This is a genomic window from Thermomonas sp. LB-4 (genome assembly GCF_036409385.1).
Taxonomy (GTDB): domain Bacteria; phylum Pseudomonadota; class Gammaproteobacteria; order Xanthomonadales; family Xanthomonadaceae; genus Thermomonas.
In genome coordinates, this window is sequence record NZ_JAXOFT010000010.1 from 1 (window position 1) to 24998 (window position 24998).

General features: G+C 70.3%; 23 protein-coding genes. 1 reads left to right on the forward strand and 22 read right to left on the reverse strand.

Annotated features, from left to right (window positions below):
• Window positions 1-70 precede the first annotated feature (70 nt).
• From era to rpoE, 8 genes are all read right to left on the reverse strand, one after another.
• Window positions 71-991 (reverse strand): GTPase Era, encoded by a 921-nt coding sequence (era, locus tag SPK54_RS08480; protein ID WP_330947482.1) that lies wholly within the window; start codon window positions 989-991, stop codon window positions 71-73.
• A gap of 76 nt (window positions 992-1067) precedes the next feature.
• Window positions 1068-1754: a ribonuclease III gene (gene rnc / locus SPK54_RS08485; RefSeq protein WP_330947483.1), complete on the reverse strand. Its 687-nt coding sequence runs from the start codon at window positions 1752-1754 to the stop codon at window positions 1068-1070.
• Window positions 1738-2118: a DUF4845 domain-containing protein gene (locus SPK54_RS08490; RefSeq protein ID WP_330947484.1), complete on the reverse strand. Its 381-nt coding sequence runs from the start codon at window positions 2116-2118 to the stop codon at window positions 1738-1740. Before SPK54_RS08490 ends, rnc begins: the two co-directional genes overlap by 17 nt.
• A gap of 52 nt (window positions 2119-2170) precedes the next feature.
• Window positions 2171-2956 carry a signal peptidase I gene (gene lepB / locus SPK54_RS08495; protein WP_330947550.1) on the reverse strand — a complete coding sequence of 262 codons (786 nt, stop codon included), beginning with the start codon at window positions 2954-2956 and terminating at the stop codon, window positions 2171-2173.
• A 60-nt stretch (window positions 2957-3016) separates the two neighbouring features.
• Window positions 3017-4810: a translation elongation factor 4 gene (gene lepA / locus SPK54_RS08500; protein WP_330947485.1), complete on the reverse strand. Its 1794-nt coding sequence runs from the start codon at window positions 4808-4810 to the stop codon at window positions 3017-3019.
• A 178-nt stretch (window positions 4811-4988) separates the two neighbouring features.
• Window positions 4989-6527, reverse strand: a complete 1539-nt coding sequence (locus tag SPK54_RS08505) for a DegQ family serine endoprotease (protein WP_330947486.1) — start codon at window positions 6525-6527, stop codon at window positions 4989-4991.
• Between the two features lie 76 nt (window positions 6528-6603).
• Window positions 6604-7506: a sigma-E factor negative regulatory protein gene (locus SPK54_RS08510; protein WP_330947487.1), complete on the reverse strand. Its 903-nt coding sequence runs from the start codon at window positions 7504-7506 to the stop codon at window positions 6604-6606.
• A complete protein-coding gene (gene rpoE / locus SPK54_RS08515) occupies window positions 7503-8108 on the reverse strand; it encodes an RNA polymerase sigma factor RpoE (protein ID WP_330947488.1) in 606 nt (201 codons plus the stop codon). The genes SPK54_RS08510 and rpoE overlap by 4 nt, the downstream gene beginning before the upstream one ends.
• A gap of 180 nt (window positions 8109-8288) precedes the next feature.
• On the opposite strand from rpoE, the gene SPK54_RS08520 reads away from it, so the two are divergent.
• Complete coding sequence (locus SPK54_RS08520) at window positions 8289-10364, forward strand: 3-hydroxyacyl-CoA dehydrogenase NAD-binding domain-containing protein (RefSeq protein WP_330947489.1); 2076 nt, start codon at window positions 8289-8291, stop codon at window positions 10362-10364.
• A 17-nt stretch (window positions 10365-10381) separates the two neighbouring features.
• Here the strand turns inward: SPK54_RS08520 and SPK54_RS08525 are convergent, their stop codons facing one another.
• The 14 genes from SPK54_RS08525 to fabD all read right to left on the reverse strand — a co-directional run bounded on the left by SPK54_RS08525 (window position 10382) and on the right by fabD (window position 24917).
• The gene (locus SPK54_RS08525; RefSeq protein ID WP_330947490.1) at window positions 10382-12457 is read right to left on the reverse strand and encodes an alpha/beta fold hydrolase; all 2076 of its coding nucleotides are present in this window, start codon (window positions 12455-12457) and stop codon (window positions 10382-10384) included.
• Window positions 12458-12482: 25 nt separating this feature from the next.
• Window positions 12483-14303, reverse strand: a complete 1821-nt coding sequence (locus SPK54_RS08530; protein WP_330947491.1) for a hypothetical protein — start codon at window positions 14301-14303, stop codon at window positions 12483-12485.
• A 37-nt stretch (window positions 14304-14340) separates the two neighbouring features.
• Complete coding sequence (locus SPK54_RS08535) at window positions 14341-15249, reverse strand: ATP-binding cassette domain-containing protein (protein WP_330947492.1); 909 nt, start codon at window positions 15247-15249, stop codon at window positions 14341-14343.
• A gap of 110 nt (window positions 15250-15359) precedes the next feature.
• Entirely contained in the window at window positions 15360-15770 is a 411-nt protein-coding gene (locus SPK54_RS08540; protein ID WP_330947493.1) for a GntR family transcriptional regulator, read from the reverse strand.
• Window positions 15771-16015: 245 nt separating this feature from the next.
• Window positions 16016-16375: a PilZ domain-containing protein gene (locus tag SPK54_RS08545; RefSeq protein WP_330947494.1), complete on the reverse strand. Its 360-nt coding sequence runs from the start codon at window positions 16373-16375 to the stop codon at window positions 16016-16018.
• Window positions 16376-16407: 32 nt separating this feature from the next.
• Window positions 16408-17406 carry a DNA polymerase III subunit delta' gene (locus SPK54_RS08550; protein WP_330947495.1) on the reverse strand — a complete coding sequence of 333 codons (999 nt, stop codon included), beginning with the start codon at window positions 17404-17406 and terminating at the stop codon, window positions 16408-16410.
• Window positions 17403-18053 (reverse strand): dTMP kinase, encoded by a 651-nt coding sequence (gene tmk, locus SPK54_RS08555; RefSeq protein ID WP_330947496.1) that lies wholly within the window; start codon window positions 18051-18053, stop codon window positions 17403-17405. Before tmk ends, SPK54_RS08550 begins: the two co-directional genes overlap by 4 nt.
• A gap of 2 nt (window positions 18054-18055) precedes the next feature.
• Window positions 18056-19108 (reverse strand): endolytic transglycosylase MltG, encoded by a 1053-nt coding sequence (gene mltG, locus SPK54_RS08560; RefSeq protein ID WP_330947497.1) that lies wholly within the window; start codon window positions 19106-19108, stop codon window positions 18056-18058.
• A complete protein-coding gene (gene pabC, locus SPK54_RS08565) occupies window positions 19105-19926 on the reverse strand; it encodes an aminodeoxychorismate lyase (RefSeq protein WP_330947498.1) in 822 nt (273 codons plus the stop codon). Before pabC ends, mltG begins: the two co-directional genes overlap by 4 nt.
• A gap of 109 nt (window positions 19927-20035) precedes the next feature.
• Window positions 20036-21388, reverse strand: a complete 1353-nt coding sequence (locus SPK54_RS08570; RefSeq protein ID WP_330947499.1) for an aminodeoxychorismate synthase component I — start codon at window positions 21386-21388, stop codon at window positions 20036-20038.
• A gap of 172 nt (window positions 21389-21560) precedes the next feature.
• Window positions 21561-22799, reverse strand: coding sequence for a beta-ketoacyl-ACP synthase II (gene fabF / locus SPK54_RS08575; RefSeq protein WP_330947500.1), 1239 nt, complete (start codon window positions 22797-22799; stop codon window positions 21561-21563).
• A gap of 89 nt (window positions 22800-22888) precedes the next feature.
• Window positions 22889-23128 carry an acyl carrier protein gene (gene acpP / locus SPK54_RS08580; RefSeq protein WP_028838444.1) on the reverse strand — a complete coding sequence of 80 codons (240 nt, stop codon included), beginning with the start codon at window positions 23126-23128 and terminating at the stop codon, window positions 22889-22891.
• 89 nt (window positions 23129-23217) lie between these two features.
• Window positions 23218-23964: a 3-oxoacyl-ACP reductase FabG gene (fabG, locus tag SPK54_RS08585; protein WP_330947501.1), complete on the reverse strand. Its 747-nt coding sequence runs from the start codon at window positions 23962-23964 to the stop codon at window positions 23218-23220.
• Window positions 23961-24917, reverse strand: coding sequence for an ACP S-malonyltransferase (gene fabD, locus SPK54_RS08590; RefSeq protein WP_330947502.1), 957 nt, complete (start codon window positions 24915-24917; stop codon window positions 23961-23963). Before fabD ends, fabG begins: the two co-directional genes overlap by 4 nt.
• Window positions 24918-24998: the final 81 nt, after the last annotated feature.

The following is a 24998-nucleotide window of genomic DNA, read 5'->3' on the forward strand; positions in this document are numbered from 1 at the left end:
CACATGCCAGCCTCGGCTACAGACCACCCATCACCCGCATCCAACTGAACAACGTGGTGGGTTTACACACCTAGTCGTGGTAGCCCAGCGCGCGCAGCGCGGCCTCGTCGTCGCTCCAGCCCTCGCGCACGCGCACCCAGGTCTGCAGGAACACCTTGGCGTCGAACAGGCGCTCCATCTGCTCGCGGGCGTGCTTGCCGATGTCGCGCAGGCGCTCGCCGCCCTTGCCGATGACGATGGCCTTCTGGCCCTCGCGCTCGACCCAGATCACCGCGTCGATGCGGTACATCACGCCGGCCTTGGGCGAGGGCTCTTCCTCGAAGCGCTCCACCTCCACCGTGGTGGCGTACGGCAGTTCCTCGCCGAGCCGACGCATCAGCTGCTCGCGCACCAGCTCGCCGGCGAGGAAGCGCTGGCTCTTGTCGGTGATCTCGTCCTCGCCGAATGCCGGCTCGCCCTCCGGCATCAGCCCGAGCAGGGTGGCGACCAGCGGCTCCAGCCCGCTGCGCTTGAGCGCCGACAACGGATGCACCGCGGCGAATTCGCGCCCTTCCGTCACCTTGGCGATGAACGGCAGCAGCGCGGTCTTGTCCTTCTGCTTGTCGACCTGGTTGACCACCAGCACCACCGGCAGGCCGGCCTCGCGCAGGGCGTCGAAGGCCAAGCCGTCCTCGTGGTCCCAGCGCCCGGCCTCGATCACCAGCAGCGCGGCGTCTACGCCTTCCAGCGCACCGCGGGCGGCGCGGTTCATCATCCGGTTCATCGCCTTGCCGGAGCGCTTGCCCTGCTCGCCATGGATGCCCGGCGTGTCCACCAGTTGCAGCTGGCCGCCCGGGAAGGTTGCGATGCCCAACAACCGGTGCCGCGTGGTCTGCGGACGGTTGGAGGTAATGCTGATCTTGGCGCCGACCAGCGCATTGACCAGGGTGGATTTGCCGACGTTGGGGCGGCCGATGACGGCCACCGCGCCGCTGCGGGATGTGGGATTCATGCGCGGATTGTAGAGCGCGGCCCGCTTGGCCGCCTCGAATCCGGCGGATCGCGGGCAAAACCCGCCCAGCCGCGATTCAGGCGGACTCGAGCAATTCCAGCATGGCGCCCGCGGCGACCTGTTCGGCCGCGCGCCGCGAACTGCCCTCGCCCTCGGTGCACCGGGCGGGATGGGCCAGGGTGCAGCTGACCCGGAAGATCCGCGCATGGTCTTCGCCGCCTTCGTGCAGCAGCGCATAGACCGGCAGCGGCTGCTGCCGGCCCTGCAGCCACTCCTGCAGGCGGGTCTTGGCGTCCTTGCCGACCTTGTTGGGCGGCGGCAGGGCGTCGATCAGCGGCGCAAACCAGGGCAGCACGGCCTCGCGGCAGGGGGCGAAGCCGGCGTCCAGGTAGATCGCGGCCACGATGGCCTCCACCGCGTCGGCCAGGATGGAGTCGCGGCGATGGCCGCCGGTCTTCATTTCGCCCGGCCCCATCACCAGCCGCGGCCCGATGTCCAGCCGGCGGGCGATGCCGGCCAGCGCGGATTCGCGCACCAGCTCGGCCCGGGCGCGGGTCAGTGCGCCCTCGTCGGCCCGGGGCCAGTGCCGGTAAAGCGCCTCGGCGACGAACTGGTTGACCAGCGCGTCGCCGAGGAATTCCAGCCGCTCGTTGTTGGGGCTGCCCGCACTGCGGTGGGTCAGCGCCTGCGCCAGCAGCGCCGGGTCCGCGAACACATGGCCGGCGAACGCCGGCGGCGTGCGGTCACTAGTCGCTGGCGCCACGCGTCAGCACCTGCTCGGCGTGGAACTTGCCGACCACGTCGAGGTTGGCCAGCAGCGACTCGCGGCGCTCGTAGTCCACCACCATCTTCACCCCACCGTCCCCGGACTCGAACTTCATCGCGTCCATCTTCTTGACGTGGTCGGCGTAGCTCATCTCGAGCCTGCGCAGGTACATCTCGCGGATCTTCTCCTTGCTCGCGCCCGCCAGCCCCTGGTCTTCGGCCAGGCCCTTGAGGGCCTGCTTCACCGAGTAGAACTCGATGTACATGGGCACGATCTTCATCGCGCAAAAGGCGAAGAAAATCACAAGGCACAGCACCATCAGGAACCCCAGCATGGTCATGCCGCGCTGTTTCTGCTTCATTCGTGCATCCCCTCTTGGTTGAACGGCCGTGCCTCTATTGACCAGGCATCGATCAAGGAATACGCGTTCCGATACGGGAAACGTCCACCCAGTGATCCGCGCTGGCGTCGAAGTTCATCCACACCATGAACGCCTTCCCGCGCAGGTTGGCTTCCGGCAGGAATCCCCAGAACCGGCTGTCCTCGCTGTTGCCGCGGTTGTCGCCCATGACGAAATAATGCCCCGCCGGCACCGTCCAGTCACCATCGGCGACGCTGAACTCGCCCTCCAGCACGAAATGGGGGCGGCCCGGCATGCCCTCGGTGAGCTTGGTGTCGCCGGTTTCGCCAGCGCCTTGGCCGACCTCGGTGTACACGCCTTCGACCCGGTACGGCAGCACCCGCCCGTTCACGCTGACCTTGTGGTCGTGGTAACCGATGACATCGCCCGGCACGCCGATCACCCGCTTGATCCAGTCCTCGCGCGGATGGTGCGGGGGGCGGAACACCACCACGTCGCCACGCGCCGGCTCGCCAAGCTCGACGAACTTCTTGTTGGTGATCGGCCAGCGCAGGCCATAGCTGAACTTGTTGACCAGGATGAAATCCCCGATCAGCAGGGTGGGCATCATCGAACTGGACGGAATCCGGAACGGCTCGGCGACGAAGCTGCGCAACCCCAGCACCAGCGCCAGCACCGGGAAGAAGGCCTTGGAGTAATCGACCAGCAGCGGCTCCTTCACCTCGTCCAGCGGGCCGGCCGCGGCGGCGCGGCGCTTGGCCAGGAACAGCTTGTCCAGCAGCCAGACCAAGCCACTCAGCACGGTCAGGGTGACCAGGATCGTTTCGAACCACACCATCATGCGATGTTCTCCAATTGCCTTGCGTCCGCCCCGTCATCGCGCCCCTGCGGTGCGCTCCTACTTGTTGTCCACCTGCAGCACGGCGAGGAAGGCCTCCTGCGGGATCTCCACCCGGCCGACCTGCTTCATCCGCTTCTTGCCTTCCTTCTGCTTCTCCAGCAGCTTCTTCTTGCGCGTGGCGTCGCCACCGTAGCACTTGGCCAGCACGTTCTTGCGCAGGGCCTTGACCGTGGTGCGGGCGATGACCTGGCTGCCGATGGCGGCCTGGATCGCCACGTCGAACATCTGCCGCGGGATCAGGTCCTTCATTTTCTCGGTCAGCTCGCGGCCGCGGCGGTCGGCGTGGCTGCGGTGCACGATGATCGACAGCGCATCGACGCGGTCGCCGTTGATCAGGGTGTCCACGCGCACGAACGGGCCGGCGTCGAAGCGCAGGAAGTGGTAGTCCAGCGAGGCGTAGCCGCGGCTCACCGACTTCAGCTTGTCGAAGAAGTCGAGCACCACCTCGGCCATCGGCAGCTCATAGCTGATCTGCACCTGGCTGGCCATGTAGGTGATGCCGATCTGCACGCCCCGCTTTTCCTCGCACAGCTTGATGATGTTGCCGATGTAGGCTTCGGGGGTGAGGATGTTGGCGCGGATGATCGGCTCGCGGATCTCCTGCACCTGGTTGGCCGGCGGCAGCTTGGCCGGGTTGTCCATCGGCACGATGGTGCCGTCGGTCTTCAGCACCTCGTAGATCACGGTCGGCGCGGTGCTGATCAGGTTGAGGTCGTACTCGCGCTCCAGGCGCTCCTGCACGATCTCCATGTGCAGCATGCCGAGGAAGCCGCAGCGGAAGCCGAAGCCCATCGCCTCGGACGACTCCGGCTCGAAACGCAGCGCGGCGTCGTTCAGGCGCAGCTTGTCGAGCGCCTCGCGCAGCGCCGGATAGTCCTCGGCATCGACCGGGAACAGGCCGGCGAACACGCGCGGCTGCATCTCCTGGAAACCGGGCAGCGGCTTCGGCGCCGGATCGCCGGCCAGCGTGAGCGTGTCGCCCACCGGCGCGCCGTGCACGTCCTTGATGCTGGCGGTGATCCAGCCCACTTCGCCGGCGCGCAGCACCGGCAGCACCTTGCGCTTGGGGGTGAACACGCCGACCGCGTCGACCAGATGGGTGCGGCCGGTGCTCATCACCAGCATCTTGTCGCCGGCCTTCAGCTCGCCCTGCATGACACGCACCAGCGAGACCACGCCGAGGTAGTTGTCGAACCACGAGTCGATGATCAGCGCCTGCAGCTTGTCGGTGTCGCGCGGCTGCGGCGGCGGGATGCGCTGGACGATGGCTTCCAGCACGTCGCCGACATTGAGCCCGGTCTTGGCCGAAATCGCGACCGCATCGGCGGCGTCGATGCCGATCACGGCCTCGATCTCTTCCTTGACCTTGTCGATGTCGGCGGTCGGCAGGTCGATCTTGTTCAGCACCGGCACCACTTCCAGGCCCTGCTCCACCGCGGTGTAGCAGTTGGCCACCGACTGCGCCTCCACGCCCTGCGCGGCGTCGACCACCAGCAGCGCGCCTTCGCAGGCGGCCAGCGAGCGGCTGACCTCGTAGCTGAAGTCGACGTGGCCGGGGGTGTCGATGAAGTTCAGGAAGTAGGTGTTGCCGTCCTTCGCGGTGTACGGCAGCGACACCGACTGCGCCTTGATGGTGATGCCGCGCTCGCGCTCGATCGGGTTGTTGTCGAGCACCTGCGCTTCCATCTCGCGCGCGGTGAGGCCGCCGCACAGCTGGATGATGCGGTCGGCCAGGGTCGACTTGCCGTGGTCGACGTGGGCGATGATGGAGAAGTTGCGGATGAACCGCATCGAATCGTGCTGCATGGGGGGCGTCGGCTGAGTGCGGCAACGGCCGCGGGATCGCGGCCTGTGGGAAAGACAGCCGCGCATTATCGCACAGCCCCGGAGGCACCCCCGGCCGCACCGCTGGTGGCCGGCCGTCGCCGCGCCCGGCCGCCATCGACCGGACGCGGGCTTGCGCCGGGTGTCAGCGCTCGACCGGGGTCACCGTGACGTAGCGGGTACCGCCGCCGCGCCGCACCAGCAGCATCACCGGCTTGTTGGCGCCGACCGCGCGCAACTGGGCATTGAGCGCCTCGACGCTGCCGACATCGTGGCGACCCACCGCCAGCACCACGTCGCCGCGCTGCAGGCCCGCCTCGCGTGCGGCCGGGCCCTCGATGCGGGCGATCAGCACGCCCTCCTTCGGCTGCAGCCCCATGCCGCTGCGCTGCTGGGCGGTCAGTTCCTGGCCGATGATGCCCAGCGGGTTGGCCTGCGCGGGGGCCGCCGGCTTGAGCCCGCCGCCCGCCTCGCCGACTGCCGATGCCGCCGTCTCATCGAGCGCGCCCAAGGTCGCGCTGAGGGTGCGCGGCTTGCCGTCGCGCACCACTTCCAGCGTCACCTTCGAGCCCGGGGCCATCGCGCCGATGATCGGCGGCAGGTCGCTGGACTCGTAGACGCGCTGGCCGTTGACGCTGCGGATCACGTCCTGGCGCTGCAGGCCAGCACGTTCGGCGGGGCTGCCGGGCTCGATGCCCGCCACCAGCGCGCCGTTGGCATCGGGCAAGCCCAGCGCGCCGGCGGCGTCGCGGTCCATGCCCTGGATCTGCACGCCCAGCTGGCCGCGGATCACCTTGCCGGTAGCCTTGAGCTGCTGCACCGCGTTCATCGCCACGTCGATGGGAATGGCGAAGCTGACGCCCATGTAGCCGCCGGAGTTGCTGAAGATCTGCGAGTTGATGCCGACCACCTGGCCGCGGGTGTTGAGCAGCGGGCCACCGGAGTTGCCGCGGTTGATCGCCACGTCGGTCTGGATGAACGGCACGTAGCGCTGGTCGGCCCCGGGGTTGGCGCGGCCGACCGCGCTGACGATGCCGGCGGTGACCGAGTGGTCGAGGCCGAACGGCGAGCCGATCGCCACCACCCACTGGCCTGGCTTGAGCACGTCGGAATCGCCGATGCGCATCACCGGCAGGTTCTTGGCGTCGATCTTCAGCAGGGCCACGTCCGACATCGGGTCGCTGCCCACCACCTTGGCGGTGAATTCGCGGCGGTCGGACAGTTTGATGCGCACGGTGTCAGCGCCGTCGACGACATGGTGGTTGGTGAGCAGGTAGCCATCGGCGGAGATGATGAAGCCGGTGCCCAGCGAGGTGCCGCGCGGGCGCGCGTCCGGCATGCCGGGCATGCCCGGCATCGGGGTGATGCCGGGGCCGAAGAAGCGGCGGAAGAATTCGGGGATCTGTTCGTCGCCATCGCCCTCGGGCAACTGCCGCGCCTGCGCGGCGGCCTGCGAGCGGCCGCCGATCTCCGCCTGCACGCTGACCACCGCCGGGCCCACCTGGTCCACCAGCCGGGTGAAATCGGGCAGTCCGGCGACCAGCTCGGGGGCGGGGGTGGCCGGCATCGCCGGCGACGTTTGCGCGCTGGCGGGGTTCTGGCCGCTGCAGGCCCCGACGCCGGCAACTGCCAGCGCGGAGGTCAGCAGCAGCGGGCGCAGGGAAGCGAACTTGATCGCGGGCATGGCAAGGGATTCCTCTTCGCGTGGATAGGAAACAGGGAAATACGTGGCGCCGCCGGCGCCGCGCAGCGGGCACTCATCAGGGCCGGGGCGGGTCCTGCACGTCGCCGCCGTGGGCCTGCGGCGATGCGGCTTCGTCGGAGAGCAGCTTCGGCGGCGCGCCGAAGACCGGCGGAGCAAACGGGTTGTCGGCGCGCCGGGGGTGGCCGCCGAAGCCCACCGCAAGACCACTGCTGCCGGCGTACTGCGGCAGGATCGAACGCGGCCACGGCCGGGTGACGATGTCGCCCTGCGGGAGGCCGGGGAACTCCGTCGGGACGACATCGATCGCCGCCGGAGCGGCGGCGGCGACCCGGGCAGCGCCCACGGTTGCGGTGACGGGCGCCGCCACGGTGGCAGCGGCGGGCCGGCTACGCCGCGTCGGCTTGGCGGAAGCGGTGGCGGCGGCCGCCACCGTTGCTGCGGCCAGCACGTCGGCTCCGTCGGCCGGCGCCATCGGCGCGGGCCGCGGCGGCGCGGGCTGGCTTTGCGCCGGCAACGGCGCGACCGCGCGCGTCGCGGCCACCTGTGCCACCGGTGCAGGCGCGGTGGGGGAAGCCTCGCCCTCCAGCGCGGGACGGCCCATCAACGCCACCACCGCCAGCGCCGCGGCAAGCGCCCCCGCGCCTGCGCCGCGGCGCAGCCAAGCCGGCCTCGAAGCCGCGGCTGCCGGCGCCGGGCCCGCCTCGCCGCCGTGCAGCGCCGCGGAAACACGGCCAGCGAAATCGGCGGGCAGGCGGCGGGCCGGCGTCATGCCGCGCATCACGTCGCTGGCGATGCGCCATCGCTCCCAGCTGCCGGCCAGCTCGGCGTCGTGCCGAAGGCGGCGCAGCAGGAAGCGGGTCTGATCCTCGGGCAATGCGCCATCCATCAGCGCGGACAACTGCTCGCGGCTGCTGAGTTGGGTGAGGTCGATGCAGTGGCGGTCGGTGTCGTTGGTCATGATGCTTGCGAGCGCTTCGGCAATTCGTCTTGGTCCAGCAGGGGCCGCATGCGGGCGTCGATGGCCTCGCGTGCGCGGAAGATGCGCGAACGCACCGTGCCGATCGGGCAGCCCATGCGTTCGGCGATCTCCTCGTAGCTCATGCCCTCCACTTCACGGAGGGTGATCGCATCGCGCAGGTCCTGCGGCAGTGCTTCGACCGCGGCCAGCACGGTTTGTTCCAGCTGCTGGCGCATCAGTTCGCGCTCCGGGGTGTCGTTGTCGCGCAGGCGCAGGCCGGACTCGAACTGTTCGGCGTCCTCGATCTCGATGTCCTCGCCCGGCGGGCGGCGGCCATGCGAGGCGAGGTGGTTCTTGGCGGTATTCACCGCGATCCGGTGCAACCAGGTGGAGAACTGCGCGTCGCCGCGGAACCCGCCGATGGCGCGGTACGCTCGGATGAACGTGTCTTGGGCCACGTCCTGCACTTCCGCCCAATCGTGGACGTAGCGCGAGATCACCGCGGCCACGCGGTGCTGGTACTTGCGCACCAGCAGGTCGAAGGCGGCGGCATCGCCGCGCTGCACGCGGGCCACCAGGTCCTGATCCAGCGCTTGCGACACCCGATCCTCCGTCATCTGCGCCGCGGCCTCGTGGTTGGGCCCGGTCGCCTCCGGGCGGTATGACAGGAATGCGCCGCGGAAGTTCCGCGGACTTGCCCCTGGAATGAAGGCATTTAGACAAGTATTCAAGTTTCCGCGGGCTACGATAGCCGCTTCCCTGCTGATACGGATGGCACGCCCATGGCCGATTCCTCCGCAACCGGTTTCGACGGATTCCGCCTTCGCCACTGGAAGCCGCAGCGCCGCGACGATGGCGTCATGGTGCTGGCCTTCGACCGCGCCGACGCGGCGGTCAACGCGTTTTCGCAGGACGCCCTGATCGAGCTGGGCGACGCGCTGGAACGCATCGCCCTCGAGCCACCCAAGGCGCTGGTGATCGCCTCCGGCAAGGCCAGCGGGTTCATCGCCGGCGCAGACCTGAAGGAGTTCCAGGAATTCGACCGCAAGGGGACGGTCAACGACGCGATCCGCCGCGGCCAGGACGTGTTCCAGGCGCTGGCGACCCTGCCATGCCCGACCGTCGCCGCCATCCACGGCTTCTGCATGGGCGGCGGCACCGAGATCTCGCTGGCCTGCCGCTATCGGGTCGCCAGCAGCGACGCTTCCACCCGCATTGGCCTGCCGGAAACCCAGCTCGGCATCTTCCCCGGCTGGGGCGGCAGCGCGCGGCTGCCGCGCCTGGTCGGCGCCCCCGCGGCGATGGACATGATGTTGACCGGCCGCGCGCTGGGCGCGAAAGCCGCGCGCGCGATCGGCCTGGTCGACAAGGTGGTGGAGCCCGCGCAGCTGATCGACGCCGCCGCGGCGCTGGCGCTCAAGGGCAGCGTGCGGCCGTTCAAGCAGCGCGCGCTGGGCTGGCTGACCAACACCTTCGTGGCGCGCAAGCTGCTGGCGCCGCAGATGGTGAAGCAGGTCGCGCGCAAGGCGCCCAAGGCGTTCTATCCCGCGCCTTACGCACTGATCTCCACCTGGGAACGCAGCGGCGGCAGCGGCATCCGCGGCCGCCTCGACGCCGAGCGCCGCGCGGTGGTCAAGCTGGCCGGCACGCCGACCGCCCGCAACCTGATCCGCATCTTCTTCCTCACCGAGCGGCTGAAGGCGCTGGGCAAGGGCGAGTCCGGCATCGCCCGCGTGCACGTGGTCGGCGCCGGCGTGATGGGTGGCGACATCGCCGCGTTCGCGGCCTACAAGGGCTTCGAGGTGACCCTGCAGGACCGCGAACAGCGCTTCATCGACGGCGCCTTGCAGCGCGCGCAGACCCTGTTCGAGAAGAAGGTGAAGGACGAGACCAAGCGCCCGGCGGTGGCGGCGCGATTGAAGTCCGACCTCGACGGTGCCGGCGTCCCCGAAGCCGACCTCGTCATCGAAGCGATCATCGAGAACCCGGAAGCCAAGCGCGACCTTTACCAGTCGGTCGAACCGCGCATGCGGGCCCACGCGCTGTTGACCACCAACACGTCCTCGATCCCGCTGGACGAACTGCGCCCGCACATCGCGCGTCCGGCGCAGTTCGCCGGCCTGCACTACTTCAACCCGGTGGCGCAGATGCCGCTGGTGGAAATCATCCGCCACGACGGCATGGCCGCGGAGACCGAGCGCCGTCTGGCCGCGTTCTGCAAGGCGCTGGGCAAGTTCCCGGTGCCGGTGGCCGGCACGCCCGGCTTCCTGGTCAACCGCGTGCTGTTCCCGTACATGCTGGAAGCCGCCACCGCGTATGCGGAAGGCATTCCCGGCCCGGCCATCGACAAGGCGGCGACGCGCTTCGGCATGCCGATGGGGCCGATCGAACTGCTCGACACCGTCGGCCTGGACGTGGCCGCCAGCGTGGGCAAGGAACTGGCCCCCTTCCTAGGCCTGGAGGTGCCGGCGGCGCTGGCGACGGTGGAAGCCGGCAAGCGCGGCAAGAAGGACGGCCATGGCCTCTACAAATGGGAGAACGGCAAGGCCGTCAAGCCCGAGCTGCCGGGGGGCTACGTGGCACCGGACGACCTGGAGGATCGCCTGGTCCTGCCGCTGCTCAACGAAGCCGTGGCCTGCCTGCACGACGGCGTGGTCAGCGATGCCGACCTGCTGGACGCCGGGGTGATCTTCGGCACCGGCTTCGCCCCGTTCCGCGGCGGCCCGATCCAGCACATCCGCGCCACCGGCGCCGACGCGCTGCTGGCGCGGCTAGAAGCGTTGCGCGCGAAGTACGGCGAGCGCTTCGCGCCGCGCGCCGGCTGGGACAACCCGGTGCTGCGCGAACCGGTGGCGTAACGCCGCAGCGCCCGCGCCTAGCGCGCGGGCTTCTTCGCCAGCGCCCTGAACTCCGGCCCGGCCAGCCGCAGGTTCTCGCGCAGGTAGGCGCGCAGGCGCGGCCCCGGCGGTTCCGGTTGCGGCCCGCCGAGGTGGCGCTGGAGCATGCTCTCCATCGCGAACAGATAGGCTTCGCGCGGCACCGGCTCGACCGGCGAATGCCCGCCATTCGGCTCCACCAGCAGCGTGACCGGGCTGCCCTGCGCCTTCAGCCTGGCGACGTAATCGATCACGCTGCGGATCGCCACCGTGCGGTCGGCGCCGCCGGCCATCAGCAGCAGCGGGCGCCGCATCTTCGATGCATTCGCCAGCGGCGATTGCGCGTGCAGGCGCGCGAACACTCCGGGATCGGTCGCATCCAGCGACAGCGCGTGCAGCGTCTGCTTCAGCGAGCGGTCGGGCAGGTCGCCCTGCTCGCCTGCGTCCACCAGCCAGCGCATCCCCCAGCCGAGGTCGGCCGGCGGCGATCCGGCGACGCCGACCTTGAACAGGTCGGGCTGGAAGGTCAGGCCCAGCAGCGCGGCGTAGCCGCCGAAGGAATGGCCGACGATGCCGACGCGTGCCGCATCGCCGATGCCCTGCGCCAGCAGCCAGCGCACGCCCTCCACGATGTCCCGCTGCACGCGGCCGTTGCCATAGTCGCCGTCGGGCGCAAAGGTGTAGGCACGGCCGTGGCCGGTGGAGCCGCGGAAGTTCGACTGGAACACCACGTAGCCGCGGTTGGCCAGGAACTGCGCCACGCCGTCGAAGCCCGGCCGGAAGTGGTTGATCGGCCCGCCATGCACGTGCGCGATGAGCGGAGCATGCGCGGCGTCCACGCCCGGTGGCAGCAGCACGAAGCCGTGTACGCGCCTGCCGTCGGACGCGGTGTAGGCAATGGCGAGCTTGCGCGCCAGCGCGGCTTCTTCGGGCGCACCGGCGGTGATGCCGGGATCGTCCAGGATGCGCCGCAGCCTGCCGTCGCGCGGGTCGTACAGGTACCAGCGCGGATCGCGCAAGGTCGCCGCGCGTTCGCTCACCAGCCACCGCGCGGAGGCGCCGCTGCCGGCCTGCAGGCCGATGTCGCGGCCCGGGAACCTGCGCACGATATCCGCGACCACCGCCTGGGCGTCGCCGATGCCGTAGGTCGCGGCGACGGTGCTGCGATAGCTCGCCGCCAACGGTTGCTGCGTGCGCGGGTCGACCACCACTTCGTCGAGATCGGCTTCACCCCGCGGGTCCTGGTGCAATGTCTGCAACCGGTCGTTTGCATCCAGCCGCATCACCCGCCGGAAATCCCCGCCTGGCGCCGTGCCGGCGGGATTGCCGGCCATCAGCAGGCTGCCGTCGGCCCGTGCCGCCAGCAGATCCAGTCGCTCCATCGGCCGCAGACGCAGCACTTCATGCAGCGTGCCGTCGGGCCGCACGCGATACAGCGCATCGTGGTCGCCTTCGAAGCGCGCCAGCGCGACGATGCGGCCGGCCGCGTCCAGCGCCACGTCGTGCATCCAGCGCGCGTCCTCGCGCAGCACGGTGCGCCTGCCGCGCGCGTCCATGCGCACCACGCGCCAGCGCTCGCCCTTGCCGGCGGCAACACGTTCGCCCAGCAGCACCGCGGCCGGCTGCGAGGGATCGAGCTTGATCACCCGCCGCCGTTCGCTGCCGCCCAGCGGCACGCGCACGCCGGTGCGGCCGTCGCGGCCGACCATGGTCAGCACGCGCGAGGCGCGCAGGAACAACCAGCGGCCATCGCGGGACCACATCATCTGTTCGGCCTGGGTGCTGCCGACCAGCATGCGCGCGTTGCCGCCCCCGGTCGGCAGCAGCCACAGCGCGCGCGAATCCTTCTGTTCGCGCAGGTAGGCCACCGCATCGCCGGCCGGCGAAAGCTCGGCGGCCACCAGCGTGCGGTTTTCGAGGAAGGCCGCGCGCGGCAGGCGTGGCGCACGCGGCAAGGCGCGTTGTGCGGCTTCCGCGGCGCGCAGGCTTTCAGCGGCCTGCGCGGGCAACGTGCGGGGTGCGAGCAGCAGGGCGCACAGCGCCAGCGTGCCGCACAGGCTTCGTAACGTCGTCATCGTCTGGTTCCTTCCACGTCCGGGTTCAGGCCGCCGCCGGCCGCGCACCCGGCGCCGCCATCGGCGAGGTGTCAAGACGCGGATACAGCAACCACAGGCTCGCCAGCGCCGGCAGCCCGATCGCGCCGCACAGCAGCACCCAGGCCCAGCGGCCGCGCGGCGAATGCGCCTGCCGCCCGGTCAGCCACACCGCACCGAGCAGCGCCAGCAGGCAGCACGCCCCGGCCAGCCACAGGATGGGCGCCGGCATCGGCTCGGGCTTGGCGCGCAGCGGATCCTGCGCCGCGAACAAATCCTGCGCGCCCAGGCAGAGCGCGCGCAGCGCCGGCGACAGCCAGGTGTTGCGGTTGGTGTAGGCCGACGGCAGGTCGATCGAGAGGGCACGGCGTGCAACCGTCCGCGCCCGGCCCTCGCCGTCCACGCGCAGCACTTCCTGGTACGGATGCTGCAGTTCGCCGCTCCACACGCCCCAGGTGTAGGTGTAGGACACCAGGTAGCCGTCCAGCAATTCGATCACGTCCATCCGGCTGAGGTTGCCGACCGGCCCCGGCATCGCCACCCGCAGCAGCGGTTGCAGCAGGTCGAGCCCGTTCATCGCCTCGCGGCCGGGATAGAAATAGGCGGCGCGATCGCTGAGCACCACCAGGTTGTCGCCGGCCGGCTCGGGCGGGCTGGCCATCGCTTCGCCCGCAGGCAGGCGAATGCGTTCGAATATGCGCTGCTGTTCGCTGTCGTACTGGTAGGCGGCCTGCGCGTTGTACAGGTAGGTCGCGCCGTACGGCATGGTCGGGCCCGGGAACGCGGCCTGCTCCTCGCCCACGCCCATCTCGCCGATCCGGCGCTGGTCGCGCAGCCCGCGGGTGACGAAGCGCGCGCGGTCGTGGCTGTACACGAGGAAGAGATTGTTGTCGCCGTCGCCGAACTCCATCGGCGCGAGGTTGGTCAGGCTGCCCTGCACCGGCAGGTTGCGCAGCGGATAGGTCGTGTACACGTCGGACAGCGCGATCTGCTCGCGCCACAGCGCGGCCTCCGGGTCGCGGCTGTTCTCGATGCCGAGCAGCAGCATGTCCCTGCCTTCGGCGCGGTCGGCTTCGATGTTGCCGCCTTTCGGCGGCGTGGGCGCGTTGAGCGGGTGGGTGCCGCTGGCGGTCCACGACAACTCGACGCCGAAGCCCAGCATCCAGATCAGGAAATACGCGCCAACCTGCACCGGCAGCGCCACCGCCAGCACCGCCAGCGGATTGCGCGACGGCGCGGCAGGATCCGGCTTGAACGCGATCGCCAGCAGCAGCGCCAGGAAGGCGATGGCGACGCCCTGCACGCCCAGCATGGCGACGCCCGAGGCCTGCGAATACAGGAACAGGTTCGGCACCAGGAACGCCGCGAACGAGTGGCGGCGGTTGCCGACCATCGCATAGGCGCCGGCGAGATAACCGGTCGACGCGACTCCCCACGCGGCGATCGGCAGCAGCCAGTGACGGACATCCACCACGCGCGCAGTCAGGCCTTTCTGATAGGCGGCGACCAGGAGGATCGGCAGGGCCACCGCCAGCAGCAACAGCAGCGCCCCCGCCCCGGTCAACGCACCCGCGATTTGCAGCCGGTGCAACGGCCGGTGCAGCAGGTTGAGCCATTGGTTCGGCTTGCGGTAGCTACCCATCTGGTACATCCCCAGCAGCGCGCCGGCCGCGGCATACACCGCGCCGAAGATCTGGTAGACGATGAGGGGCTGCTGGGCCAGGTCGACCATGCGGCTGAGGAAGCCCAGCACGGCCAGGTTGGCGAGGAAGGCCGCGGTGGCCCACGGGCGGAAGCGCAGCAGCTCGCCCTTGAACAGATCGATCATGGTGGTGTCCTCATGCCCTCGTCGGGCGTCTTGCGCGTCAGGCGGCAGCCGGCGCGGCGTGGTTCTTGGCCAGGAAGGCATTGACGGCGCGGTCCAGGCCGACCGGCATCGATTGCACGTTGCGGGCGCCGGCATCGCGCAGGAAGCGCTCGAACCCGTCGTCCTGGTCCAGCACCAGGTAGTGGTGCAGGCCGTCCAGGCGCTGGACTTCCAGCAGGCCGGGCACGCTGCGCGGATCGGGGCCCTTGAACGGCACGTCGGCCACCCAGTGGCTGACCCGCGCGGTGAACTCCTCCGGCGCCGACATGTGCATTAGCCGGCCGCGCTCGAGGACAATCAGGTTGTCGGCGACGCGCTCGATCTCCTCCATCTGGTGCGAGCAATAGATCACCGTGCATTCGTCGGCGGCGTTGCTGTACAGCAGCGACTCGAGGAAGGCGCGCTTGGCCACCACATCCAGGCCCAGCGTCGGCTCGTCCAGCACCAGCAATTCGGGTTTCTGCGCCAGCGCCAGCGCGAGGTTGAAGCCGGCGCGTTCGCCGCGCGAGAGCTGGCCCACCTTCTGCTCCGGCAGCACGTGGTAATGGCCGATCACGCCGTCGAAGGCCTGCTGGTTCCAGCGCCCGTACTGGTGCTTCTGCATCGCCATCACCTGCGAGACGCGCATCCAGTTGGGCAAGGTGTGCTCTTCGTTGACGAAGCCGATGCGGGCGCGATCCTGCGGGCTCAGCGACTGACTGTCGCCACCCAGGATGCGCGCCTCGCCCGTGCTCGGGGGCAGGAAGCCGAGCAGGATCCGGAACAGGGTGGACTTGCCGGCGCCGTTGGCGCCGACGATGGCATGGATGCGGCCGCGCGGGATCGCAAGGTCAAGCCGATCCAGCGCCAGCTTGCGGCCGTAGCGCTTGGAGAGCGCGCGGGTTTCGATGACGAACTCGGTGGACATGGGAGGCCTCTTCGAGGGAGTCGTCGGGGGCGCGGCGAAGGAACTGCCTCAACGCAACTCGGCAAGCAGGTCCTTCTCCGCACTCCGGGCGACGGAGATGGGAATCGCGCTCAGGCGATCTTTCGGGGAACCAACTGTTGGAATTCACGGGCGACCCGCGCCTGCACGTCGTCGGCCGGGAACCCCAGCGGGATCACGTCGTTGACGAAGCGGCCGATGGCGTCGTCCAGGCGCCGCTCGCGCTCATCGTCGGACAGGCGCTGGCGCATGGCCGCCACGTACAGCCCCATGCCCTGCCGCGACTCCAGCCAGCCTTCCGCGCTCAGTTCGGCATAGGCCTTGGCCACCGTGTTCGGGTTGACCATCAGTTGCTGGGCGAGGCCGCGCACGCTGGGCAATTGGTCGCCCTGCACCAGCTCGGCGGTAGCGATCTTCATCCGCACGGCATCGACGATCTGGCGCCCGATCGGCCGAGCGTCGCCGGTGGCGATCTGGATCATCAGGGGACGGGGTCGGGCCATGCGCGGGCTGTCCTATCTGTACTATTCGAAATAGTACAGATCGAACAGCAGTCGCCCGTCAACCCCGGTCGCGACGAAATCGCCGCCAGGCGCGACGAAACCGCCCTGGGCGGTCCCGGGAGCGGATTCGAGCGTGTTTCCGGCAAGCGGAGCCGCGAAAGCCCGGCAACGGCGTGCTCCGGAAACGCGAAAGGCCGCAACCGCGGCCCCGGATGCGCGCGCCGCACCGGCGCAGGAACGAACCGCTACATCGTCTGGGTCGGCTGGTCCGCGTTGAGGGTACCGGCCAGCGTGGTTTCGATCTTGCTGCGCACCGCCTCGCCCTCGGCGGTATCGGCGAACTGCACGCCGATGCCGGCGGCGCGGTTGCCCTGGGCGCCGGTGGGCGTCACCCACACCACCTTGCCGGCCACCGGCAGGCGCTCGGAGGAGTCCGGCAGGGTCAGCAGCAGGAACACCTCGTCGCCGATGAAGTAACGGCGCGCGGTGGGCACGAAGATGCCGCCCTGGCGGATGAAGGGCATGTACGCGTTGTACAGCGCCGCCTTGTCCTTGATCGCCAGCGACAGGATGCCCTGCCTTGCCCCACTGCTCGGATTGCTCATTCCGGTTCCCTGTCAGTTGCCTGTCCCAAACCTCAGCGCCACGCCAGCAGTGCCTCCGCGACCGCCAGATCCGCGCGCACCGTGGTGTGCAGCAGCTCGCGGGCGCGGTTGGCCGCGTCGAAGCGCGCGGCCAGCGTGCGGGTTGCGGCCGGCTCGGTCAAGCCCGCGGCTTCCCGCAGCGCGAACTCGGCCAGATGACCCAAACGCTCCCCGGCGCGCCCATCGGCCACCCAGCGCTGCGCGACCTCGCTGGGATCGGCCTGCCCGCGCAGCAGCGCCTGCGCGTCCTTGACCGCGTCGCGACGCAGCGCCAGGCCATCCCCCGATGCCCAGGCATCGGCCAGGCCCGGATGCCCGCGCGCGGCATCCAGCGCCTCGCTGGCCAGGGCCTCCGCGTGGCCACGCTGGCGCAGCCAGTGCAGGGCCTCGTCGCGCTGCGGCAGCCGCAGCTCCAGCCGCTGGCAGCGGCTGCGGATGGTCGCCGGCAACCGCGCCGGATTGGACGCCAGCAGCCACAGGTAGCGGCCGGGCTGCGGCTCTTCCAGCGTCTTCAGCAGCGCGTTGAAGGCGCTCCAGTTGATCGCATCGCAGGGGTCGACGATCACCACCTGCGCACCGCCCAGCTGCGCGGTCATGCCCATTTTTTCCGACAGCGCGCGGATCTGCTCGATGACGATCTCGCTGCGCGGCTTGCCGGTCTTGTGGTTGATTTCGTAGCCGAGGAAGCGCAGGTCCGGATGCGCGCTGTGCCCCCACGGGTGTGCCGGGGCTCCGTCCGGGCGGACCTCGGGCGTTTCCATCTGCGCGCGCGACGCGAATAGCGTGCAGCTCCTGCATCCGCCGCAGGCCTCGCCATCGGCGCGCGGCGACAGGCACAGGACGCGCCGGGCCAGGTGCTCGGCGAGCAGGCGCTTGCCGATCAGCGCCGGCCCGGTGATCAGCGTGGCGTGGCCGAAATGGCCGCCAGCGAGCGCGTCGGCCGCCTGCGTATAGGCGCGCTGCTGCCAGGGCGAGAGCGGCGGCAGGTTCATGCCAGCGCCCTGCGGTAGTCGGCCAGCACCGCCAGCGCGGCGGCGGCGACAGTGGCGGCGTCGGGGCTGGCATCGAGCACGCGGATGCGCTGCGGATGCGCAGTCGCACGCGCCAGGAAGCCTTCGCGCACACGCTCGAAGAAGTCGTCGCGCTCGCGCTCGATGCGGTCGGGGGAAGCGCCGCCCAGCAGGTCGCGCCCCCGCGTGCGTTCGCGCGCGTGCGCCACGCCCAGGTCCAGCAGCAGGGTCAGGCCGGGCTCGATGCCGACCGCGCGCCGCTCGAGTTCGGCGATGAAGCCTTCATCCATGCCACGCGCCGCGCCCTGGTAGGCATAGCTGGAATCGGTGAAACGGTCGGATATCACCCATGCGCCGCGCGCCAGCGCCGGCAGCACCACCCGCTGCACGTGCTGCGCGCGCGCCGCGAACATCAGCAGCAGTTCGGTATGCGGATGCACCGGCTCGTCGCCGGCGTCCAGCAGCAGGCCACGGATGCGCTCGGACAGCGGCGTGCCGCCGGGCTCGCGGGTGCAGACCACCTCGCAGCCGTCGGCCAGCAGGGCATCGCGCAGCGCCGACAGCACGGTACTCTTGCCCGCACCCTCGCCGCCTTCGATGGTCAGCAGGCGCGGCTTCGACTGCAGCATCGTCACTTCGGCGTGGCTCCTTCACGCTCGGCCTGCCGCTGCGCGCGGTAGCGCTGCACGTAGTCGCGCACCGCGCTGTTGTGTGCATCCAGCGAGGCGCTGAAGACGTGCCGCCCGCTGCCGTCGCCCACCGCGACGAAATACAGCGCATCGCCCGGCGCAGGATGCGTGGCCGCCTGCAGCGCCGCCTTGCCGGGCATGGCGATGGGCGTGGGCGGCAGGCCGTCGCGGGTGTAGGTGTTGTAGGGCGTATCGGTGGTCAGGTCGCTGCGGCGGATGTTGCCGGTGTAGCTGGAGCCCATGCCGTAGATCACGGTGGGATCGGTCTGCAGGCGCATGCCGCTCTTCAGCCGGCGCACGAACACGCCGGCGATGGCCGGCCGCTCCTCGGCGATGCCGGTTTCCTTCTCGACGATGGAGGCCAGGGTCAACGCCTGGTCGCGGCTGTCCAGCGGCAGATCCGGCGCGCGCGATTTCCACGCCGCATCCAGCGCCTTGTCCATCCCGGCGTAGGCGCGCCTGAGGAGGTCGAGGTCGGAATCGCCGCGCACCCAGGCATAGGTCTCCGGCAGGAAGCGGCCCTCCGGATGCTGGCCGGCGTGGCCCAGCGCCGCCATCAGCGCGGCATCGTCCATCTGCGCGGTCTTCTGCTCCAGCAGCGGCGCCTTGCGCAGCGCCGCGCGCAGGTCGCGGATGTTCCAGCCTTCGATGATGGTGAACATGCGCCGCACCACCTTGCCGTCGCGCATGGCCTGCAGCAGCGCACGCGGCGAAGTGTCCTCGCGCAGCGCGTACTCGCCCACCTGCAGGCGCCCGGCAGCGCCGGTCTGGCGCGCCAGCAGCTGCCAGTACAGGCGGTCGCCGGTGTCGATGCCCTGCGCCTGCAGCTTGCGCAGCACCTTGTCGAGGTTGTCGCCGCGCGCGACCACCAACCCGGCGTCGGCCTGGATGCCGGGCAGCGGCGCCTCGGCAAACGTCCGGAAACGGTCCCAGTACCACGCCGCCACCGCCAGCACGGCCAGCAGCAGGATCAGCAGCGGACGACGCGCCTTCATGCGCGCACCGCGGGATTGGAAAACATCGGATGGGCCATCGCCAGTCGCGCCTGCAGGTCGGTCAGCGCCGGGTGCGCCGACCAGTGGCGCGCGCCCAGCAGGGAGACCGGCAGGATACCGCGCACGGCGTTGCACAGTGCCAGTGCCTCGACGGATTCCAGCGCGTCCGGCGCCAGTTCGGCCTCCTCCGCCAGCCCCTGCGCCAGCAGCCAGCCGCGCAGCACCCCGGCCACCCCGCAGCGGGCCACCGGCGGGGTCAGCCAACGACCGTCGCGGTAAGCCAGCAGATTGGCCGAGGTGGCGCTGACCGCGCGGCCTTCGCTGTCCAGCATCAGCCCTTCGTCGCAACCGGCGCGCTCGACTTCGACCCGCGCCAGCACCTGCTCCAGCCTGTTGCAGTGCTTGAGGCCGGCCAACGCGGGCTGGATCGTCAGGCGCGTTTCGCAGGCATGCAGGCGCAGGCCGGTGGCGGACGCGGGCGGCAGCGGGTGCAGCGCCAGCATCCATGCCGGCGGCGCATCGACGGGCGGCGCATAGCCGCGCCCGCCGTCGCCGCGCGTCAGCAGCAGCTTGAGCACGCCGGCATCGACGCCATCGCTCATTTCCGCGATGCGGGCCTCGATGAACGCCGGATCGGGCACGGCGATGCCGAGCCGCTGCGCACCCTCGCGCAAGCGCGCGAGGTGGCGCGGCCACAGCGGCAGCGTGCCGCGATGCACGCGCATGGTTTCGAACAGGCCGTCGCCGTAGTTCAGGCCGCGATTGGCGGGGGAAACGCCGTCCGCACGCGCAAGCCCCACGAACGACGCGGATGCCATGGGATTCAACGCAGTCGCTCCCCGATACTCGCTTGGTGCGTCGAATCCCATGGCATCCGCTTCCGATTGCTCTGGCGTCCCGTCACGACGCGGATCGCGATGCCGTCCATCACTCCACCCCCAACGCCCGCAGCATTCCCCGCGCCTTCGCCCGCGTCTCCTCCAGTTCGCGCTGCGGGTCGGAGTCGACCACGATGCCGGCGCCGGTGCGGAAGCGCAGCGTTGCGCCCTCCACTTCTGCGCTGCGGATCAGGATGTTCAGGTCCATGTCGCCGTCGCGGCCCAGCCAGCCCATCGCACCGGTGTAGGCGCCGCGGCCGGTGCCTTCCAGCTCGGCGATGATCTGCATGCAGCGCACCTTCGGGCAGCCGGTGATGGTGCCGCCGGGGAACACCGCGGCGATCGCCTGCCCGGGGTTCACGCCGGCGCGCAGCGTGCCGCGCACGTTGCTGACGATGTGGTGCACGTGGGCATAGCTCTCCACCGTCATCAGCTCGTCCACCCGCACGCTGCCCGGCGCGCAGACGCGGCCCAGGTCGTTGCGCTCGAGGTCGATCAGCATCACGTGCTCGGCGCGCTCCTTGGGATGGCCAACCAGCTCGCGGATGCGCGCCGCGTCGTCGTCGCCGGCGAAGCGCGCGCGGGTGCCGGCGATGGGCCTGGTTTCGGCCACGCCCGCCTGCACCGACAGCAGCCGCTCCGGCGAGGCGCTGACCACGCTGCCCCAGGCGCTGCGGAAGATGCCGGCGAACGGCGCGGGATTGTGCGCGCGCAATCGCTGGAACAGCGCCGCGGGATCGAGCGCGGCGTCGAACGCGGCCTGCCAGCCGCGCGACAGGTTGACCTGGAACACGTCGCCCGCGGCGAGATAGTCGAGGATCCGCGCCACGCCCTCGAGGTAGCGCTGCGGCTCATCTTCCTCGATGCGCACCGGCGGCGCCCATGCCGGCAGCACCGGCAGCGCGCGCGCGCGCTCGGCGTCGTCCGCGATGCGCCCCAGCCACTCGCCTGCATCGGTTTCGGCCACGGCGACGCATTCGCCGCTGGCGCGATCGTGCAGCAGCGCCGCCGGGCAGCGCAGCGCCACCGCGACGGGCAGCGCGCCGGCGGCTTGCGGGAGGCGCAGGATGGGCTCGACCTGCTGCGCCAGCTCGAAGCCCAGCAGCAGCGCCCAGCCCCCGCGGAACGGCGCCCCGGCATCACCATCGCGGTCGATGCGCGCCGCGCGCCAGTGCGCGTCCAGCACGTCGAGGAAGCGGCCTTCGACAACCTCGCCGGCCAGCGTGCGCACCACGCCGTCGCGATGCAGCGCGAAGCCCTCGCCCGCATGCGCCAGCAGCAGGTCGCGGCGCCCGTGCGCGCCGCTGGCGCTGGATTCCAGCAGCACCGGGTAGCGCGCGGGATCAAGCCGATGCAGGTCGAGCAGGTCGAGGCCGGACGGAATCGCGCGGGTTCGGATCATGGGTGCCAGTCGTTCCCGCGTGAGGCCGCTTCCCGGCCTGAAGATGGATCGTGGACAGGCGTTGGCAGTGCGCAATGCTTCAATCGAACGGACTCACCGCACCGCCATCCGCCCGCGGGCAGCTTCTCCCGAAGAAGAAGGCACGGCTTGCGGTCGCGCGCGGGCGAGGGGCTCAGATGCGCTTGAACACCAGCGTGCCGTTGGTGCCGCCAAAGCCGAAGCCGTTGGAGACGGCGACGTCGATCTTCGCTTCGCGCGCCGTGTTCGGCACGTAGTCCAGGTCGCAGCCCTCGCCCGGATTCTCCAGGTTGATGGTGGGCGGGATGATCCCGGTCTCCAGCGCCTTGATCGAATAGATCGCCTCCACCCCGCCGGCCGCGCCAAGCAGGTGGCCGGTCATCGACTTGGTGGAACTGACCATGGTCCGGTACGCGTGCTCGCCCAGCGCGCGCTTGATCGCCAGCGTCTCGGCCAGGTCGCCCAGCGGGGTGCTGGTGCCGTGCGCATTGAGGTAGCCCACATCCTCCGGATTGATGCCGGCGTCGCGGAACGCCATCGCCATGCAGCGCGCCGGGCCTTCGCCGTTCTCGCTGGGCGCGGTCATGTGGAAGGCGTCCGAGGTGGCGCCGAAGCCGGCGAGCTCGCAGTAGATGCGGGCGCCGCGGGCCTTGGCGTGCTCGTATTCCTCCAGCACCAGCACGCCGGCGCCGTCGCCCAGCACGAAGCCATCGCGCTCCGCGTCCCACGGCCGCGAGGCGCGGGCGGGTTCGTCGTTGCGGGTGCTCATCGCCTTCATCGCGCAGAAACCGCCCATCGAGGTCGGCGAGCTGCCGCGCTCGGCGCCGCCGGCGAACATCACGTCGGCGTCGCCGTACTGGATCATGCGCATCGCCATGCCGATGCTGTGGTTCGAGGTGGCGCAGGCGGAGACCGCCGAGAAGGTCGGGCCCTTGATCCCGGTCATCAGCGAGAGCTGGCCCGGGAGCATGTTGATGATGGTGCTGGGGATGTAGAACGGGCTGATCTTGCGGACGCCGCCCTCGTGCAGCTTGATCGCGGTTTCCTCGATCCCCCAGATGCCGCCGATGCCGGCGCCGATCAGCGCGCCGATGCGCTCGGCGTTGGCGTCGGTGACCTCCAGCCCGGCGTCGTCCTTCGCCATCAGCGAGGCGGCGATGCCGTAGTGGATGAAGTGGTCCATCTTCTTGGCGTCCTTCGCGTTCACCCAGCGGGTGACGTCGAAGTCGCGGATTTCTCCGGCGATGCGGGTGGGATAGGTGCTGGCGTCGAAGCCTTCCACCGGGCCGATGCCGGAGCGGCCATTGACGATGCCGTCCCAGTTGCCGGCCAGGTCGTTGCCCAGCGGCGAGACGATGCCCATTCCGGTAACCACAACGCGTCGCTTGCCCATCGCCCTTTCCTCCACACGCTCGTTACGTTCGATGCAAACACAGGGGGCCGCATGCGCGGCCCCCGGGGTACCACTGGCGTACGCCCGGCTTACGCCTTGACGTGGGCCTTGATGTAGTCGATCGCCGCCTGCACGGTGCTGATCTTTTCCGCGTCCTCGTCCGGGATCTCGCACTCGAACTCTTCCTCGAGCGCCATCACCAGCTCCACGGTGTCCAGCGAATCCGCGCCCAGGTCGTCCACGAACGACGCGCTGTTGGTGACGTCTTCTTCCTTGACGCCCAGTTGTTCGACGACGATCTTCTTGACGCGCTCTTCGATGTTGCTCATGTGGGTTGCTCCTCCCGGAAATCGGGTCGTTCGGTGGTGAAGTGTACGGTAAACCCGGGCGGCATGACGTCACGCCGCCCGGCTGTAAATCACGGCATGTACATGCCGCCGTTGACGTGCAGGGTCTCGCCGGTGATGTAGGCCGCCGACGGGCCGGCCAGGAAGGCCACTGCGCGGGCGATGTCGGCCGGCTCGCCCAGGCGGCCCAGCGCGATCTGGCCCAGCATCGCCTCTCTGGCGGCTTCCGGCAGGTCGGCGGTCATGTCGGTGGCGATGAAACCCGGCGCGACCACGTTCACGGTGATCCCGCGCGAGCCGATCTCCTTGGCCAGCGACTTGCTGAAGGCGATGATGCCGGCCTTGGCCGCGGCGTAGTTGGCCTGCCCGGCGTTGCCGGTGACGCCGATCACCGAGGCGATGTTGACGATGCGGCCCCTGCGCGCCTTCATCATCCCGCGCAGCACCGCCTTCGAGGCGCGGTAGACGGAGGTGAGGTTGGTATCAAGGATGGCCTGCCAGTCCTCGTCCTTCATCCGCATCAGCAGGTTGTCGCGGGTGATGCCGGCGTTGTTGACCAGGATCGAGATGGCGCCGAACTCGGTGGACACCGCGTCCACCAGCGCCTCGATGGCGCCGGCCTCGTTGACGTTGAGGCGGCGCCCATGGCCGCCGCGCGCGGCCAGCCGCTCGCCGATCGCCTGCGCGCCGGCATCGCTGGTGGCGGTGCCGATGACGGTGGCGCCCAGCGCGGCCAGTTCGTCGGCAATGGCGGCGCCGATGCCGCGCGACGCGCCGGTGACCAGCGCGACCTCGCCCTTCAGCAGTTGTTCGCTCATGCGTTCCATTCCTCGATGGCGCCGGCGAACTCGGCCGGCGTGCCCAACGCGCGCGCGTCGAGCGATTTGTCGATGCGCTTGACCAGGCCGGCCAGCACCTTGCCCGGGCCGCATTCGGCGATCCGGGTCACCCCGCGCGCGGCCAGCGCCTGCACGCAACCGGTCCACTGCACCGGCAGGTAGAGCTGGCGCACCAGCGCGTCGCGGATGGCGTCGATGCTGTCGTGCACGCGGGCATCGACGTTCTGCACCACCGGCAGCGCCGGCAGCTTCCATTCCAGGCCGGCCATGGTCTGCGCCAACCGATTGGCCGCTTCGCGCATCATCGGCGTGTGCGACGGCACGCTCACCGCCAGCTTCACCGCCTTGCGCACGCCCTTTTCCTGCAGCAACGCCAGCGCGCGATCCACCGCCGCGGCATCGCCACCGATCACGATCTGGCCGGGCGAGTTGTAGTTGGCCGGCACCACCACCTGCGCGCCGGACGCCTCTGCGCAGACGGCCTCGACCAGCGCGTCCTCGGCGCCCAGCACGGCCGCCATCGCGCCGGTACCTGCCGGCGCCGCGTCCTGCATCAGCTGGCCGCGGATGCGCACCAGGTGCGCGCCGTCCTGCAGCGACAGCGCGCCGGCGGCGACCAGCGCGGTGTATTCGCCCAGGCTGTGGCCGGCCAGCACGGCCGGCATCGGGCCGCCCTGTGCGCTCCACAGCCGCCACACCGCCACGCCCGCGGCCAGCAGCGCCGGCTGGGTGTATTCGGTGCGGTTCAGCATTTCCTCGGGGCCGCCCTGCGACAGCGCCCACAGGTCCACGCCGGCGCCGTCCGAGGCCTCCTCGAACGCGGTCTTGACGGCGGTATGGAGCTCGGCCAGTTCGGCCAGCATGCCGACCGCCTGCGAGCCCTGGCCGGGGAACATCAGGGCGATCGAGTTGAAATGGGTCGTTTCGCTCACGCTATCGGAACCGTGCAGGAGGGGCGCAGACCTGCGCCCCGCAGTGGGGCGGGCATGATACGAGCAATTGCTCTAGCGTGT

What these genes read in the sequence shown, in the direction of transcription:
- era (WP_330947482.1), bottom strand. Translation starts at nt 991, where the DNA reads ATGAATCCCACATCCCGCAGCGGCGCGGTGGCCGTCATCGGCCGCCCC.
- SPK54_RS08490 (WP_330947484.1), bottom strand. Translation starts at nt 2,118, where the DNA reads ATGAAGCAGAAACAGCGCGGCATGACCATGCTGGGGTTCCTGATGGTG.
- lepB (WP_330947550.1), bottom strand. Translation starts at nt 2,956, where the DNA reads ATGGTGTGGTTCGAAACGATCCTGGTCACCCTGACCGTGCTGAGTGGC.
- lepA (WP_330947485.1), bottom strand. Translation starts at nt 4,810, where the DNA reads ATGCGGTTCATCCGCAACTTCTCCATCATCGCCCACGTCGACCACGGC.
- SPK54_RS08505 (WP_330947486.1), bottom strand. Translation starts at nt 6,527, where the DNA reads ATGCCCGCGATCAAGTTCGCTTCCCTGCGCCCGCTGCTGCTGACCTCC.
- SPK54_RS08510 (WP_330947487.1), bottom strand. Translation starts at nt 7,506, where the DNA reads ATGACCAACGACACCGACCGCCACTGCATCGACCTCACCCAACTCAGC.
- SPK54_RS08520 (WP_330947489.1), top strand. Translation starts at nt 8,289, where the DNA reads ATGGCCGATTCCTCCGCAACCGGTTTCGACGGATTCCGCCTTCGCCAC.
- SPK54_RS08525 (WP_330947490.1), bottom strand. Translation starts at nt 12,457, where the DNA reads ATGACGACGTTACGAAGCCTGTGCGGCACGCTGGCGCTGTGCGCCCTG.
- SPK54_RS08530 (WP_330947491.1), bottom strand. Translation starts at nt 14,303, where the DNA reads ATGATCGATCTGTTCAAGGGCGAGCTGCTGCGCTTCCGCCCGTGGGCC.
- SPK54_RS08535 (WP_330947492.1), bottom strand. Translation starts at nt 15,249, where the DNA reads ATGTCCACCGAGTTCGTCATCGAAACCCGCGCGCTCTCCAAGCGCTAC.
- SPK54_RS08540 (WP_330947493.1), bottom strand. Translation starts at nt 15,770, where the DNA reads ATGGCCCGACCCCGTCCCCTGATGATCCAGATCGCCACCGGCGACGCT.
- SPK54_RS08545 (WP_330947494.1), bottom strand. Translation starts at nt 16,375, where the DNA reads ATGAGCAATCCGAGCAGTGGGGCAAGGCAGGGCATCCTGTCGCTGGCG.
- SPK54_RS08550 (WP_330947495.1), bottom strand. Translation starts at nt 17,406, where the DNA reads ATGAACCTGCCGCCGCTCTCGCCCTGGCAGCAGCGCGCCTATACGCAG.
- tmk (WP_330947496.1), bottom strand. Translation starts at nt 18,053, where the DNA reads ATGCTGCAGTCGAAGCCGCGCCTGCTGACCATCGAAGGCGGCGAGGGT.
- mltG (WP_330947497.1), bottom strand. Translation starts at nt 19,108, where the DNA reads ATGAAGGCGCGTCGTCCGCTGCTGATCCTGCTGCTGGCCGTGCTGGCG.
- pabC (WP_330947498.1), bottom strand. Translation starts at nt 19,926, where the DNA reads ATGGCATCCGCGTCGTTCGTGGGGCTTGCGCGTGCGGACGGCGTTTCC.
- SPK54_RS08570 (WP_330947499.1), bottom strand. Translation starts at nt 21,388, where the DNA reads ATGATCCGAACCCGCGCGATTCCGTCCGGCCTCGACCTGCTCGACCTG.
- fabF (WP_330947500.1), bottom strand. Translation starts at nt 22,799, where the DNA reads ATGGGCAAGCGACGCGTTGTGGTTACCGGAATGGGCATCGTCTCGCCG.
- acpP (WP_028838444.1), bottom strand. Translation starts at nt 23,128, where the DNA reads ATGAGCAACATCGAAGAGCGCGTCAAGAAGATCGTCGTCGAACAACTG.
- fabG (WP_330947501.1), bottom strand. Translation starts at nt 23,964, where the DNA reads ATGAGCGAACAACTGCTGAAGGGCGAGGTCGCGCTGGTCACCGGCGCG.